A 14,326-nucleotide genomic window follows, 5' to 3' on the forward strand; every position below is an offset into this window, starting at 1 on the left:
CGTAAAAGAGCATACGGAGACAGGAATGCAAGCGCATCCGAACACGGTAGACCCGTCCGAGATCGCAAAATTCGAGGCGATGGCCGCCGAATGGTGGGACCCGCATGGGAAATTCAAGCCCCTGCATATGCTGAACCCCTGTCGTCTGGATTATATCACACAGCAAATCGCAGGCGAATTTGACCGTGATCTGAAGGCCCCGCGCCCGTTCGAGGGCCTGCGCCTGCTGGATATCGGATGTGGAGGAGGCTTGCTGAGCGAACCCATGGCTCGCCTTGGCGCCGAGGTCGTGGGCGCCGATGCCGCCGAGGGCAACCTGCCCGTCGCCCGCATCCATGCCGAGCAATCGGGGCTTGGGATCGACTATCGCCACACCACTGCCGAGGCTATGGCCGCCGCAGGTGAGCAGTTTGATGTGATTCTGAACATGGAGGTGGTCGAACATGTGGCCGACCCGCTCAGCTTTCTGACAGCCACGCGGGATTTGTTGAAACCAGGCGGACTTGAGATTTGTTCGACCATCAACCGCAATCCGAAATCCTATGCGATGGCCATCTTTGGTGCCGAGGTGATCATGCGCTGGCTGCCGCGCGGCACGCATGAGTGGAACAAGTTCATCACCCCTGACGAGTTGTTCGACCTGTTGCGTCAAGCCGGGTTGGACCCGGTGGACCGCAAGGGTTTCGTGTTCAACCCGATACTATGGAGCTGGTCGATCTCGGACCGGGATTTGAGCGTGAATTATGTGACGGCGAGCGTGAAGCCGGGGTGAACCTACTCCCCCTCCAACTGCAATCGCAAATCCCGCAGCACGGGCAGCGTGCTGCGGACCCGCTCCAGCCCCAGCTCTCCGACCACGCGATTGATCAGCGGCGCAATGGAGGAGATCGCCTGATCCCGAGCACTCCGCCCAGCGGGGCTGATGGCGACCATCTTGCGGCGGGCGTCGTCCCAGTCGGGGCGGATGTGGATATATCCGGCCCATTCCAGCTTGGCCAAGGTATTGGTCATGGCACCTCGGGTCACGTGAAACGTATCGGCTAGCTGTGCCGGGCTGCGTTCGTTGCCGACAAAGACAAGATGGTTCAAAACCGAGAAATGCGAAATTTCCATGCCCCTGGGCAGCACCCGGCTGAGCCGGTTACGCAATAACTGGTCTGCGGTCAGGATCTCGCTGAACAGCGTGACCGCGAGGGCATTGGTATCGTTTGTCATAGTCCAGATTCTGGATCAGGGGCCGTCAAAGGGACGGACATGTGTCAGCGAAGGCACGCGGCTTCGTGCTTCTGTAACAGAACTATCATCCAATTTGAAAAAGTGAATGCCCTGATCGGTCCCTGCGTCGATGACGACCTCTCCCCATGGGGCAACGACCATGCTGTGACCGTAGGTTTTGCGGGTCTTTCCCCTGGTTTTAGGGTGTTCACCGGTCTGCGCCGGGGCCAACACCCAGCATCCGTTTTCAATCGCCCGCGCCCGCAACAGCGACTTCCAATGGGCCTCACCCGTGACCGGTGAAAAAGCGGCTGGAACCGTCAGAATGCGCGCTCCAGCCTGCGCCAGAGATTCGTACAGTTGGGGGAAGCGGATATCATAACATATACTCAGACCCACCTTGCCGAAATCTGTCTCGGCTATGACCGCTCGTGTGCCGGGACGGTAGTTTTTGGACTCGCGAAACGTCTCGGCCTCGGACACCTGCACGTCGAACATATGGATCTTGTCATACCACGCCACGATCTGCCCCTGAGGATCAATCATGAAAGACCGATTGGCAAACCGACCATCCGCATCATGTGTTTTGATCGCCAACGAGCCGATCAATAACCAGATCCCCAGGCTCGCGGCCTGCTCGCGCAGCCCCGCTAGTGTCAGGTCATCTTCTTCGTATTGCAGGATTTCCCGCTGCCGTGTGGACGAGGTGGACACGCAATTCGTCACCTCGGGCGTCAGAACGAACCGCGCACCCTGCCCTGCCGCTTCGGACATCAGGGCGCGCACCATTTTCAGGTTTTCAGCCGGATCATCCGACGAGGTGATCTGAAGCAGGGCGCTCTTCATCAGGCCGCCAGCAAACCGTCCAGCTTGCCCTGACGTTCCAGCTCATACAGGTCGTCGCATCCACCCACATGCTGCGATCCGATAAAGATCTGGGGTACGGTGCGCTTGCCACCGGCGCGCTGGATCATTTCAGGTTTGCGTTTTGGGTTCCTCAGGACATCGACTTCCTGAAACTCGACGCCCTTCTGATTCAACAGCCGTTTTGCAGCGTGACAGAAGCCACAGAGCGGCGAGGTATATATTTCTACCGATTTCATATTCCGTACCTTTGGGTTTCGCACAATCCTGGGCGAGTTAGGTATCCTTGGCAACGCGCGCTAGGGTCAACACAAAAATATGATTTGCCCCGGATGCACGACAGACACGTGCACATGAGGTCAATGTTGCGCCTGATGTCATGACATCATCGACCAGCAGAATATCGCGCCCCTGCATCTGCCGAAGCCGCCTGGGATGCGCTGCAATCGCATTCTCCAGCGTTTCCATGCGCTGTGCGGCTGTTTTTCCATCCAAAACCGGCGTTCTTGTCCGTCGGACCAAAAGGTCCGGACAGGCCTCCAACCCGGTTTGCCGCCCCAGATGCTGCGCCAACAGGGCGGATTGGTTGTACCTGCGTTTCAGCAACCGGGACCAATGCAGCGGTACCGGCGCGATCAGCATGTTCTCGCGAAACAAATCCCGACCCGCCAGGGCCATCCAGCGCGCCGCAGGGCGTGCAAGCTCGGGCCGGTCCCCGTGTTTCAGAGCCAGAATCAGGGATCGCGCCTTGCCATCATACAAAAGCGCAGACCGCCCATCGCGCCAGGGGCGCGGCGTTTTCATACAGTCATCACATTCGATTCGGTGGCCATCGGCCTCACCCGGCAAGGGCACGCCGCAGCTTTCACATACAGCGCCACCGATAAAGGGCGTTTCACGCCAACAGGAGCCACAGAGGCCGAAATCCGACTCGGTCAAATCACCGCATCCCAGACAGCGCGGGGGATAGATCATCTGGACAGCGGTTTGAATCCGCTGCCACATGCGATAGTTGCGCCCTATGAAACTGCCTGATTCCAACGCACCCTCACTGTTCGACCGCGCAATCCTTGCACGGCGTCGGTCCCGCGCACGGGAAGATGCCTTGTTCTTGCACCGCGCCGCAGTTGACGAGGTTCAGGATCGGCTCGCCTTGGTTAATAAAAGCTTTACGGACCCGGCGATCGTGACCCCTTTTGCGCAAGTCTGGCAGGATGTGTTGCCAATGGCGCGGATCATCCCGGATAACGAGGTGCTGGACTTGACCCCCGGTGCCCATGATCTGGTGATCCATGCCATGGCTCTGCACTGGGCTAATGATCCGGTTGGGCAGTTGATCCAGTGTCACCGCGCGCTGCAACCTGATGGGCTGTTGCTGGTGATCTGTCTGGGCGGTGAAACCCTGCGGGAACTGCGCGCCGCACTTGGGCAGGCCGAGGTTGAGGTCACGGGCGGCCTCAGCCCCCGCATCGCGCCTATGGCCGAGCTGCGCGATCTGGGCGGGTTGCTGCAACGCGCCGGACTGGCCCTGCCGGTTGCTGATACCGCGCGGCTGACGGCGGAATATCGCGATCTGACCCACCTGATGCATGACCTGCGGGCAATGGGTGAAACCAACAGCCTGCAAAACCGCATGAAACACCCCACAAACCGGCAGGTCTTTGCCCGGGCGCAAGACATCTATGCCAATCATTTCAGCACTGATCAGAAACGCCTCAAGGCAACATTCGAGCTGGTCTGCCTAACTGGCTGGTCGCCCGATGAAAGCCAGCCAAAACCGCTGCGTCCGGGCTCGGCCCAGATGCGGCTTGCGGATGCTCTGGGCGCAAGCGAAGGCAAACTGTCCGATTGACGAATGCGGAATTCCGGTTATCTCAGCCCGAAGCAAAGACATCTCAGGAAGTGAAACATGTTTGACGCCACACGCCCCGATCATGCCCCGGCGGATCACCCCAAAGTCAAAACGGGCCGCGTCGGCATCCTGCTGGCCAATCTCGGCACCCCAGACGATTACAGCTATTGGCCCATGCGCCGTTATTTGAACGAGTTTCTGTCGGACCAGCGCGTGATCGACTATCCCAAGTGGAAATGGCAACCAATCCTGCAGGGGATCATCCTGACCAAACGGCCCTTCAGCTCGGGTGAGGCGTACAAGTCGATCTGGAACCACGACAAGGGCGAAAGCCCGCTGATGACGATCACCAAAGAGCAGACCGCCAAGATGCGGGACGCGATGACGGAACGCTATGGCGACAGGGTCATGGTCGAGTTCTGCATGCGCTATGGTAACCCATCGACCAAATCAAAGGTCCGGGAAATGGTCGCAGCGGGCTGCGACCGGATTCTGTTCTTTCCGCTTTACCCGCAATACGCAGGCGCCACGACGGCCACGGCCAATGATCAGTTTTTCCGCGCCCTGATGGATGAAACGTGGCAACCCGCCAGCCGTACCGTGCCCGCCTATTTTGACGAACCCGCCTATATCGACGCATTGGCGGGCTCGGTTGAAAAGGCCTATGCCGCGATGGTGGACAAACCGGACATACTGGTCTGTTCCTACCACGGCATGCCGGAACGCTACTTGCAACAAGGCGACCCCTATCACTGCCAATGCGCAAAAACGACTCGGTTGCTGAAAGAAAGGTTGGGCTGGTCTGACGACCAGCTTGTATCGACCTTCCAGTCACGATTCGGCCCGGAAGAATGGCTCAAGCCATATACGGTCGACCATGTGGCCGAGTTGGCAAAACAGGGTAAGAAGAAGATCGCCGTTATCGCACCAGCGTTTTCCTCCGATTGCATCGAAACGCTGGAAGAGATCAACGAAGAGATCAAAGAGAGTTTTGAGGACGCGGGCGGCGAAAGCTTTACCTATATCCCATGCCTGAACGATGACGAATCGCACATAGCGGCCCTGGGCAAGGTGATCGAGGATAATTTGAAGGGTTGGCTGGACTAAGCCACCCAGTCGACTAGGCACAAAAAAAGGCGGTGGAAAGCTCCACCGCCTTTTCTTTAGATATCGCTTGTCGAATTAGCTTGCTGCAACAGCTGCGGCAACAACAACCAACAGGATCAGCGGCAGGATGATGCCGTTTGACGAACCCTGAGTTTCTTCAACAACAACAGGTGCTTCAACAACCGGCTCTTCCAGGTTGCCTGCATAAGCGGTCGAAGCAGCAGCAGTCAGTGCAGCGGCGAGAACGAGTTTCTTCATATTAACCTCCAGGATACGCACGGTTCCGTATAGTGAAACCATGCACTCAAGACTTACCTCGTGTTTTTTTCTAATCAGCTATCCAACTGGAATGCAAATGGAAGTTGCGCCACAAGCGGGTACCTGCGCGGAAATGTCGTCAAATTAGCAACACTTGCGTGCCAACCCTGGCCATTGAGAACAGTTCGGCAATATCGTTGTTGAAAAGACCGATGCACCCATTCGAAGATCGGCGCCCAATTTTGCGCGTATCATGGGTTCCGTGAATTCGGTAATATTTCCAGCTTAGATATAAAGCATGTGTTCCCAGAGGGTTATCCGGACCCGGCGGGATATAGTCTGGCCATTCCGGATTTCTTTTCTTCATCGAAGGTGTTGGCGACCAGCTTGGGCCCTCGACCTTGCGGATCACACTGGTCCGGCCGCGGCGCGTCAGCTCTTCGGTCAGGGGAACCGACGACGGGTATAGTTTGTACACCGATTGATCGTCAGACCAGTAATGCAGCGCCCGCGACACTGTATCGACAAGGATAGCGCCGTTTTTCGTGTTGGAAAAATAGGGCTGCCAGTCCAGCGCCCTGAAGCCAGAGATGTTACGGCGCACCGCGGGTTCGTCCTCGGGTGCGGGGCGCAGCGGGTCTCCGGGGGTGTATTGGGCAATCGCAGGCGAGGCGACCAGAGCCGAGACACCCGCGACGAATCCGCGTCGGGTTGTATGAGTAATGCTTTTCTTGACCATGATTGCAGGTCCTTTTCACAGAAAATCTAAAAATCCTGTGCATTTTATTGCCAGAATGCTTCAGTCGCAATTGAAACCGGCAGAATCACGCAGAACAAAGCCATTGTGCGTTTGCCCACAGCCTTCTGTCACGCTATGCCGTATGGCAACACAATAATCAGGTCGATCATGACGCGTATCATTTCATTACTGTTTGCTAGCTTTTTTGCACTGGCCGCCTGTACGCCGGGTGGATCCCCAACCTATGGGGCAGATGGGCGCCCCCTGCCAACGGTGTACAAGATCCGTGGCAATCCAGAAAAGCTGCAATTCCGGATGTTGGATTCGGTTAACGCCCTCCGCCAGGCATCGGGCCTTCAGCCGGTACAACTGAATGCTCAGCTCAATGCCGCGGCCGCCACCCATTCCAAGGATATGGCGCGACAGAATCGGCCCTGGCACTTTGGCTCGGACGGATCTTCGCCGTTGGATCGGGCGACGCGCGTCGGCTATTACGGCACCTTCCTCGGCGAGGCGATCTCGGAAACCTATGAGACCGAGACCGAAACGCTGGCCGCCTGGATGCAGGAACCCGGACCGCGAAATGTCATCATGGATGCCAAAGCCACTCAGATGGGCTTTGCCTGGCACCAGGAGAACGGCGGGAAAATCTGGTGGACCCTGGAAATGGGAACCGGCGGTTAAAACGCAAAAGCCCCCGAAAACCGGGGGCTTTTTTATTGCCTTTGGGGCAGTTAAGCCGCCTGGACCGACTGCGCCTCGGTCAAAATTGCATAGAGCTTGACCGGATCAGGATTGGCGCGCAGCTTTGCGCAAACCGACGTATTGCGCAGCGTTCTGGACACCAGTGCAAGCGCCTTTAGGTGGTCCACACCTGCCTCTTCCGGGGCAAACAACGCAAAAGCGACATCAACCGGCTGGCGGTCTACCGCACCGAAATCAATCGGCTTTTCCAGCATTACGAAAACGCCAGCCACTTCGGCCAGATCACCCAGCCGCGCATGTGGCAGGGCGACTCCATGACCAACGCCTGTTGGGCCAAGGCTCTCCCGCTCGAGCAGGCCATCCACAACAACCTGCGCTTCAAGACCAAGGGCCCCCTCGGCAACATCGCCGATTTCCTGAAACAACCGCTTCTTGCTGGAAGCGGCGGACAATACACGTACCGCCTCGGGCTTCAGTATGCTCGAAAGCTCCATGATCACGCTCCATGGCCTTGCCCCTGCTTGCGCAGGGGCTTGCCTTGCTATTCTTGCCTGTTACGGATCAATCCAGCCGATGTTGCCGTCCTCACGGCGATACACGACATTCAATCCGTCCTTGTTTTCATTCCGGAACACCAGCACCGGGGCGCCGGCTAGTTCCATCTGCATTACGGCTTCACCAACACTCAACGATGGGATCTTGGTTTCCATCTCAGCCACGATCATCGGCTGCAGCGATTCAGGTTCATCAGCCGACTCTGATTCGTCAGAGGCGAGGATATAAGAGGAAGCACCAAAGAGTTCAACCGGCTCGGATCGGTCCTTGTGATGGTCCTTGAGGCGGCGCTTATACCGGCGCAACTGCGTTTCCATCTTGTCACAGCAGGCCTCGAATGCTGCGTAGATTTCGATAGCGTGGGCCTTGGCCTGCGCAGTCAGGCCGGTCGAAAGATGCACGGTGGCTTCGCAAACATACTCATGCGCAGAACGGGAAAAGACGACATTGGCGTCGGTCGGGCGCTGGGCATATTTTCCAACAACCTCCCCTAGCTCGGTCTGCACATGGGTCTGCAGTGCCTCGCCGATGTCGATCTGTTTTCCGCTAATTTGGTAACGCATGTGATCTCCTTCACAATTCACACCCATTTTGACGCTGCGTTACGCAGCGCACGTGTTTTTATCGGGTGGGGGATATCGGCATATTCCGCAGTTGCTGAGAAACGTACCCCTTAGCAAAGGTGTACCGCGATCCCGACTGGAACTGAAGAAATGCCATAACCCAATTGAGGCAAGAGACGGCGGCAGAGTCAATCAAAACAGGCGTGTATATACGTGATTTCGGCCATGCGCTGGGCGCAATTCCGCGCAAGCCTATGAAATACGGAAGTTTTCGCCCAAATAAACCCGGCGGACATTTTCGTTCTCGACGACTTCATCCGGCGTGCCCGACATCAGCACCTGACCATCATGCAGGATATAGGCCCGGTCCACGATTTCCAGTGTTTCGCGCACGTTATGGTCAGTGATCAGCACGCCGATGCCGCGCTTTTTCAGGTCCGCTACCAGATGGCGGATATCGCCGACGCTGATCGGGTCCACGCCTGCAAACGGCTCGTCCAGCAACAGATATTTCGGATCAGCCGCAAGACAACGGGCAATTTCGACACGGCGACGCTCGCCACCCGACAATGCCAATGCCGGGGCGCGGCGCAGATGTTCGATCGAAAAATCGGACAACAGCTCTTCCAGCCGCTCTTTCCTGCGATGGCTGTGCTTCACGGTGATGTCCAGAACGGCGGCAATGTTGTCTTCGACACTCATCCCGCGGAAAATCGACATTTCTTGCGGCAGATATCCGATCCCAAGCCGCGCGCGCCTATACATCGGCAGGGTCGTCACGTTTTGGCCGTCAATGGTCACAGTGCCAGCTTCGGGAAAGACAAGCCCGGCGACCGAATAGAACGTTGTGGTCTTGCCTGATCCGTTCGGACCCAACAAGGCAACCACCTCGGACCGGCCCAACGTCATCGAGACTTCGCGTATCACGGTCTTCTTACGGTATGATTTCCGCAGTTTCTCGATCCTGAGGCCGGAACCGCCTTCGGCCAAAGACAAATTCGGACGCTCCATCAGTTGCTATCCGGATTCAGAATGGTTTTGACGCGGCCAGTCATCTTTGCCGTTCCGGTCGTCAGATTGGCATTCATCTGATCGCCGCTGATAACGCTGGGGCCTTGCGTCAAAAGCACATTTCCGCGCATCACGATTTCGCCCGAGTCGATTGTGTATTCGGCCCAGTCGCCTTCGGCTGCATCAGGCGGGCTGACAAGAACCACATCATTTGTCGCCTCCATCCGCTCGATTCCAGACCTGTCGGCGTTGTAGATGACCAAGACCCGCTCGGCGGTCAGGCGCATCTCACCCTGCACGATCAGGACGTTACCGATAAACTCGGCCGTGCCGTCTTCTTGATTGACGTTTAGGGATTCCGAGGTGACCTCGACCGGCTGGCTTGGATCCGCCTTGGCTGACCCGAAGGCGACCTGCGTTTCCTGTGCCGACGCCGAAAAGGCACCGACCATCAGCGCAAAACTAACAACAGCAAATCGCAAATCAATCACGGCTTATCTTTCTGTTTTTTCAGGCTCGTATACCAGCTTAACACCATCTGTAAAAAGAATATGGACCGGCCCATCCTTTTTTTCGGTTCCAAATGTCATCCGTCCCGCGGAAAAATCTCCGATGATGCCGGTGCCATCGACCTGACCCGGAGTGTCGCCGCGGATTTCATCCAGAGAGGTATTCAGAAGATCAGTCCTGACCTGAATTCCGTCTGTCGTCGTTATCAGGACGTCCCCAACAAACGTTGCGGAATTCTTGTCCGGGCGGATCATACCGGAATTTGAATCCATCGTTATGACGCCGCCATTCAACAATCCCAACCGCCCTCTAAAATCGGCAGTCGTGGGCAATGACCCTTCGCGCCCCTGGGTCGCTTGGGCCGCCTGAATTTGAACTTCCTCGCCTTTTCTGGTTGTTCCAAGATAATGGGGTTGGGTCACCACTTGGTCGGCCAGACGTTCATCTATGTCTTTTTGGGTAAACGGAACGGACACGCTGGTTTCGATGCTGCGTGACAGCAGGAAAACCGTCGACAGCAGCACAATGGCTGCCAAAGGCAGCAACACCTTCAGAAATTGCACCATCCGGGAATGTCCGTCCATCGAACGCCCCTCTACCCCAAACCAACGCGCAGGCAATCGTGGATATGTAGCACGCCCAGGGCCTGGCGATCACTGCCCTCTTCGACCACAAACAAAGAGGTGATCTTGCGGTCATTCATGATGGCCACCGCCTCTTCGGCCAACGCGCCGGGCGGGATGGTTGTTGGGTTCTGCGTCATCACCTGCTCGGCCGTTTTGCCCAGCAAGCCCTCCATATGACGCCGCAGGTCGCCATCGGTGATGATGCCCACCACCTGACCTTGCGGATCGGTAACCCCGGCAACGCCAAAGCCCTTGCGGCTGATCTCGATCAGCGCATCGCTCATGGGTGTTCCGACCGAAACCAGCGGCAACGCATCGCCCTTGTGCATCAGATCCTGCACCGTGCTCAGCTGTGCACCTAGTTTGCCACCGGGATGAAAGGCGCGGAAATCTTCGGGTTTGAAGTTGCGATACTTCATCAACGCTATCGCCAGCGCGTCGCCCATGGCCAAAGTCAACGTCGTGGAGATCGAAGGCACCATGCCATAGCCGCAGGCCTCGCCCAGTGACGGGATCAAAAGATGCACGTCTGCCTGTTTCATCAGCGTGCTTTCCGGCTTGCTGGACAGGCCAATCAGTGGAATGCCAAAGCGGCGGGTAAAAGCCAGCAGGTTGGCAAGCTCTGGCGCTTCGCCCGAATTCGAGATGGCCAGAACCACATCGCCTTTTGAAACCATGCCCAGATCGCCATGGCTGGCCTCGGCCGGGTGCACGAAATAGGCCGGTGTACCGGTGCTGGCCAGCGTGGCCGCGATCTTGTGCCCGATATGACCCGACTTGCCGATGCCGCTGATGATGATGCGGCCCGAGGCCTGCAAAATCAGCTGAACCGCTTGGGCAAAATGTTCATCCAGACCGTCGGCCAGTACCTCCAGCGCGCGGGCCTCGTCTGTCACCACCTGACGGGCGGTTCTCAGAAATGCTTCGGTATCAGTCATGAGTGCGCAAAAATATCCGTTTCTGGCCAACCGGCGAGATCGAGTTTCGCACGCATCGGCAAGAAGTCAAAACAGGCCTGCGCCATCTCGGTCCGGCCCTCTCGCGCCAGGCGCTTGTTCAACTCCTCCCGCAGGCGGTGCAGATACAGAACATCCGAGGCGGCATAGTCCAGCTGCGCCTCGCTCAACGTTTCGGCGCCCCAATCGCTCATCTGCTGCTGTTTCGAGATATCGACGCCGATCAACTCGTTGCACAGGTTTTTCAGCCCGTGCCGGTCGGTATAGGTGCGCACCAGACGGCTGGCGATCTTGGTGCAATAGACTGGCGCGGCTAACGCACCAAAGGCATGATACATCGCAGCAATGTCGAAACGGCCAAAATGGAACAGTTTCAGCACATCCGGGTTTTCCAGCATGGCACGCAAGTTCGGTGCCTCGGTCTGGCCCTTTTCGACCTGAACGATATGCGAATTGCCATCGCCGCCCGACATCTGGATCACGCAGAGGCGATCGCGATGCGGGTTAAGACCCATGGTTTCACAGTCAATGGCCACCACCGGCCCCATATCCAACCCGTCCGGCAGGTCGTTTTTGTACAAATAGTTAGCCACCCGAGTAATCCTTTGCGCGGTATCGCCACCGAGATAGGCGCTTTATTCCCTAAACTCAACGCCATCCCTGTACGCCAGCCGGTTGCCGCTGTCGCAGTTGGTCAAGACCTAAACGAAGGTTTGGGGTGACAGAGCCTTTAGACTGCGGCAGATATCAATCAATGTTAAGCGTTCTTAGAAACCGGACCTATCGCCACCTGTTGGCCGCGCAGATCGTAGCCCTGACGGGCACTGGGCTGGCCACGGTCGCGCTGGGTCTGTTGGCCTTTGAACTTGCAGGGGATGCGGCCGGGCTGGTGTTGGGCACCGCGATGACCATCAAAATGGTGGCCTATGTCACGGTTGCGCCATTGGCAGCCGCGTTTGCCGAGCGGCTGGACCGGCGCAAGATGTTGGTGGTGCTTGACCTGATCCGTGCGGCTGTCGCGCTGTGTCTGCCTTTTGTGACCGAGGTCTGGCAGGTCTATGTCCTGATTTTCGTGCTGCAATCCGCCTCGGCCGGATTTACCCCTGCATTTCAGGCTACAATCCCCGATGTACTGACAGATGAGCGCGAATACACCCGCGCCCTGTCCCTATCGCGGATGGCATATGATCTGGAGAGCCTGCTAAGCCCCGTATTCGCCGTAGCCCTGTTATTGTTGGTCAGCTTCAACAGCCTTTTCTGGGGCACCGCCCTGGGATTTGTCGCTTCGGCGCTGCTGGTGGTGTCGGTGGCTTTGCCATCACCCAAACCAAGCAAACCGCGTGGGATATACGAACGGACAACACGTGGCATACGCATCTATTCGAACACACCCCGGCTGCGGGGCCTTCTTGCCCTGAGTTGGAGCGCGGCGGCACTCAGCTCAATGGTGATCGTCAACACTGTGGTCATCGTGCGATCAGATCTGGGGCTGTCCGAAAGCGCCGTTGCCGCTGCGCTGGCCGGTTTTGGTGGCGGCTCTATGCTTGCCGCTTTTATCCTGCCCCGGATGCTGGACCGGATCGAGGATCGAAAGGTCATGTTGGCCGGCGCCCTTCTGTGCTGCACCACCATGGCCGGGGCCGCCGCGATATTTGCGACAACCCCGCTGTCTTTGGGTCTGTTGATCGTTTTGTGGGCCCTAGCTGGCTTTGGCTATTCCACCACGCTGACTCCGTCTGGCCGCCTGCTGACCCGCTCGGCCCATCCCGAAGACCGCCCCGCCGTCTTTGCGGCCCAATTCACGCTGTCTCATTGCTGTTGGCTGGTGCTGTATCCTCTGGCAGGCGGGCTGATGACCCTGTTTGGAGCCCCAACCGCCCTGAGCTTTATGGCGGCGATTTCCTTTCTGGGTATTATCGGTGCGGTCACCCTTTGGCCGCGTTCTGATCTGCATTCGGTGATCCACGACCATCCTGACCTGCCGCGTGATCACCCGCACATGGCCGGCCCGCCACCGCATGCTCACCCCGTCATAATAGACGACCTGCACCCCCGTATCCCGCGTGAGCCTTGAGCCCTGCTGTCGTTTTGCCCTAAACCGGAAAAACCAGACCCGCACCGGAGCGCCAATGGATCAGCTTGACCGCCGCATCATCTCAGTCCTGCAACATAATGCCCGCGAGTCGACCACAAAAATCGCGGCAAAACTGGGCGTTGCCCGGACAACCGTGCATGAACGCATCAGCCGGATGGAAGAACGCGGCATCATTGCCGGCTATTCCGTGATCCTGAACAGCCCCGAAGATGCCCCCCGCGTCCAGGTTGTCGTTCTGCTCGAGGTCCAACAGAAGGAAACCACCCGTATCATCAAGCGGCTCGAGGCCTATCCCGAGGTTAAACTCTGTCTTTCGATCAACGGTGACTTTGACCTGCTGTTGACCGCTGACGCGCCAAGGATCGAGGATCTGGATATTCTCGTTGATGATCTGGCACGAATCCCCGGTGTTCTGCGCACCAATACGAGCGTTGTTTTTGGCCGGCGGATTGATCGAATCTGATTGACTGATAACCCTCTGTAAACCAAGGCAAGGCTAGCGTGGCCCGGATTGATCAGAATCCCGGACCGGCAAAATGCCAAATCGCCTATTCATTGTCATAGCATGTGTTGCGTTGCTTCTGGCAGCGCGTCAGAGCTTTGCGGGCGCGGAGGCCCGGATGTCTCAGACATGTGATCAGGCCGCCCGCCGCGCGGCCCTCGCCCAAGACATACCGCTTGATGTTTTGCGCGCCATAACGCGGGTTGAAACTGGCCGCGCGATCAAAGGCCGACTTGAGCCTTGGCCATGGGCAATCAATGTCGAAGGGCGCGGCCATTGGTTCCGATCTGAGCAGGAGGCTAAAGCTTATGTCGCGGATATTTTCCAAGCCGGAAAGCGCAGCTTTGATATCGGGTGCTTTCAAATCAACTATCGCTGGCACGGGCAGGCCTTTCAGTCGATCGATGCCATGTTCGACCCCGAGACTAACGCCAGCTACGCGGCCCGGTTTCTGAAACAGCTATATTCCGAACTTGGGTCGTGGCCGGCAGCGGCGGGGGCCTATCACTCGCGAACCCCGGCTTTGGCCAAGACCTATTCCAGCCGCTACCAGATTGTTCATGCTCAGCTTGACCCGGGCACGGCGGTGCAAACTGCCCGCATGTCGCGTGATCCCTTCACACAACCCGCCGCACCGCTGTTCCCGGTGCAAATCACCCAGTTTCCGACGGGTGCGATGGGCTCTTTGATGCCAGCCGCGGACACCCAAACAGCCTTCATCGCCTTCAACTAGGAGAATTACGTGCCCAGACTTGACGTCCGCTCCCT

Annotated in this window: 20 protein-coding genes; 7 read left to right on the forward strand and 13 right to left on the reverse strand. The window is 57.6% G+C overall.

Annotation, left to right across the window (positions count from 1 at the left end):
* The first annotated feature begins 25 nt into the window (after positions 1-25).
* On the forward strand, positions 26-772 hold the full coding sequence (ubiG, locus tag AC2FFB_RS09575; RefSeq protein WP_142638267.1) for a bifunctional 2-polyprenyl-6-hydroxyphenol methylase/3-demethylubiquinol 3-O-methyltransferase UbiG: 747 nt from the start codon (positions 26-28) through the stop codon (positions 770-772).
* 2 nt (positions 773-774) lie between these two features.
* On the opposite strand, the gene AC2FFB_RS09580 is transcribed toward ubiG, so the two are convergent.
* Genes AC2FFB_RS09580 through AC2FFB_RS09595 form a run of 4 tightly spaced genes read right to left on the reverse strand, consistent with a single transcriptional unit; the run spans position 775 to position 3,084 of the window.
* The gene (locus AC2FFB_RS09580) at positions 775-1,215 is read right to left on the reverse strand and encodes a MarR family winged helix-turn-helix transcriptional regulator (RefSeq protein ID WP_142638269.1); all 441 of its coding nucleotides are present in this window, start codon (positions 1,213-1,215) and stop codon (positions 775-777) included.
* 15 nt (positions 1,216-1,230) lie between these two features.
* Positions 1,231-2,061, reverse strand: a complete 831-nt coding sequence (locus AC2FFB_RS09585) for a carbon-nitrogen hydrolase family protein (RefSeq protein ID WP_496874839.1) — start codon at positions 2,059-2,061, stop codon at positions 1,231-1,233.
* Positions 2,061-2,318 (reverse strand): glutaredoxin 3, encoded by a 258-nt coding sequence (gene grxC / locus AC2FFB_RS09590; protein ID WP_142638273.1) that lies wholly within the window; start codon positions 2,316-2,318, stop codon positions 2,061-2,063. The genes AC2FFB_RS09585 and grxC overlap by 1 nt, the downstream gene beginning before the upstream one ends.
* Before the next feature lie 37 nt (positions 2,319-2,355).
* Positions 2,356-3,084: a ComF family protein gene (locus AC2FFB_RS09595; protein ID WP_142638275.1), complete on the reverse strand. Its 729-nt coding sequence runs from the start codon at positions 3,082-3,084 to the stop codon at positions 2,356-2,358.
* Positions 3,085-3,100: 16 nt separating this feature from the next.
* Here AC2FFB_RS09595 and AC2FFB_RS09600 point away from each other — a divergent pair, with 16 nt between their 5' ends.
* Positions 3,101-3,931 (forward strand): methyltransferase domain-containing protein, encoded by an 831-nt coding sequence (locus AC2FFB_RS09600; RefSeq protein WP_281995590.1) that lies wholly within the window; start codon positions 3,101-3,103, stop codon positions 3,929-3,931.
* A gap of 57 nt (positions 3,932-3,988) precedes the next feature.
* The gene (gene hemH, locus AC2FFB_RS09605) at positions 3,989-5,038 is read left to right on the forward strand and encodes a ferrochelatase (RefSeq protein ID WP_281995589.1); all 1,050 of its coding nucleotides are present in this window, start codon (positions 3,989-3,991) and stop codon (positions 5,036-5,038) included.
* Between the two features lie 75 nt (positions 5,039-5,113).
* Here hemH and AC2FFB_RS09610 read toward each other — a convergent pair whose 3' ends face one another.
* Positions 5,114-5,296: a hypothetical protein gene (locus AC2FFB_RS09610; RefSeq protein ID WP_142638281.1), complete on the reverse strand. Its 183-nt coding sequence runs from the start codon at positions 5,294-5,296 to the stop codon at positions 5,114-5,116.
* 139 nt (positions 5,297-5,435) lie between these two features.
* On the reverse strand, positions 5,436-6,035 hold the full coding sequence (locus tag AC2FFB_RS09615) for a L,D-transpeptidase (protein WP_142638283.1): 600 nt from the start codon (positions 6,033-6,035) through the stop codon (positions 5,436-5,438).
* A gap of 168 nt (positions 6,036-6,203) precedes the next feature.
* On the opposite strand from AC2FFB_RS09615, the gene dalA reads away from it, so the two are divergent.
* Entirely contained in the window at positions 6,204-6,719 is a 516-nt protein-coding gene (gene dalA / locus AC2FFB_RS09620; RefSeq protein ID WP_496874840.1) for a divisome-associated lipoprotein DalA, read from the forward strand.
* Positions 6,720-6,769: 50 nt separating this feature from the next.
* Here the strand turns inward: dalA and AC2FFB_RS09625 are convergent, their stop codons facing one another.
* The 7 genes from AC2FFB_RS09625 to AC2FFB_RS09655 form a co-directional block, all read right to left on the reverse strand.
* A complete protein-coding gene (locus AC2FFB_RS09625) occupies positions 6,770-7,234 on the reverse strand; it encodes a PTS sugar transporter subunit IIA (protein WP_281973576.1) in 465 nt (154 codons plus the stop codon).
* A gap of 60 nt (positions 7,235-7,294) precedes the next feature.
* Positions 7,295-7,858 carry a ribosome hibernation-promoting factor, HPF/YfiA family gene (gene hpf / locus AC2FFB_RS09630; protein WP_142638289.1) on the reverse strand — a complete coding sequence of 188 codons (564 nt, stop codon included), beginning with the start codon at positions 7,856-7,858 and terminating at the stop codon, positions 7,295-7,297.
* Positions 7,859-8,110: 252 nt separating this feature from the next.
* Complete coding sequence (lptB, locus tag AC2FFB_RS09635; RefSeq protein ID WP_496689856.1) at positions 8,111-8,869, reverse strand: LPS export ABC transporter ATP-binding protein; 759 nt, start codon at positions 8,867-8,869, stop codon at positions 8,111-8,113.
* Positions 8,869-9,321 carry an LptA/OstA family protein gene (locus AC2FFB_RS09640; protein WP_142638458.1) on the reverse strand — a complete coding sequence of 151 codons (453 nt, stop codon included), beginning with the start codon at positions 9,319-9,321 and terminating at the stop codon, positions 8,869-8,871. The genes lptB and AC2FFB_RS09640 overlap by 1 nt, the downstream gene beginning before the upstream one ends.
* A 42-nt stretch (positions 9,322-9,363) precedes the next feature.
* Complete coding sequence (locus AC2FFB_RS09645; protein ID WP_282022180.1) at positions 9,364-9,963, reverse strand: LPS export ABC transporter periplasmic protein LptC; 600 nt, start codon at positions 9,961-9,963, stop codon at positions 9,364-9,366.
* A gap of 11 nt (positions 9,964-9,974) precedes the next feature.
* Positions 9,975-10,943, reverse strand: coding sequence for a KpsF/GutQ family sugar-phosphate isomerase (locus tag AC2FFB_RS09650; RefSeq protein ID WP_281973575.1), 969 nt, complete (start codon positions 10,941-10,943; stop codon positions 9,975-9,977).
* Positions 10,940-11,554: a ribonuclease D gene (locus tag AC2FFB_RS09655; protein ID WP_281995587.1), complete on the reverse strand. Its 615-nt coding sequence runs from the start codon at positions 11,552-11,554 to the stop codon at positions 10,940-10,942. Before AC2FFB_RS09655 ends, AC2FFB_RS09650 begins: the two co-directional genes overlap by 4 nt.
* 161 nt (positions 11,555-11,715) lie before the next feature.
* Between AC2FFB_RS09655 and AC2FFB_RS09660 the strand changes: the two genes are divergently transcribed.
* The 3 genes from AC2FFB_RS09660 (at position 11,716) to AC2FFB_RS09670 (ending at position 14,291) form a co-directional block, all read left to right on the forward strand.
* Positions 11,716-13,035: an MFS transporter gene (locus AC2FFB_RS09660; protein ID WP_496874841.1), complete on the forward strand. Its 1,320-nt coding sequence runs from the start codon at positions 11,716-11,718 to the stop codon at positions 13,033-13,035.
* 55 nt (positions 13,036-13,090) lie between these two features.
* A complete protein-coding gene (locus tag AC2FFB_RS09665) occupies positions 13,091-13,519 on the forward strand; it encodes an Lrp/AsnC family transcriptional regulator (protein ID WP_142638301.1) in 429 nt (142 codons plus the stop codon).
* A 73-nt stretch (positions 13,520-13,592) separates the two neighbouring features.
* Positions 13,593-14,291 carry a lytic transglycosylase domain-containing protein gene (locus tag AC2FFB_RS09670; protein ID WP_496689858.1) on the forward strand — a complete coding sequence of 233 codons (699 nt, stop codon included), beginning with the start codon at positions 13,593-13,595 and terminating at the stop codon, positions 14,289-14,291.
* Positions 14,292-14,326 lie beyond the last annotated feature (35 nt).

It is taken from the genome of Ruegeria sp. YTSA219 (assembly GCF_059609985.1).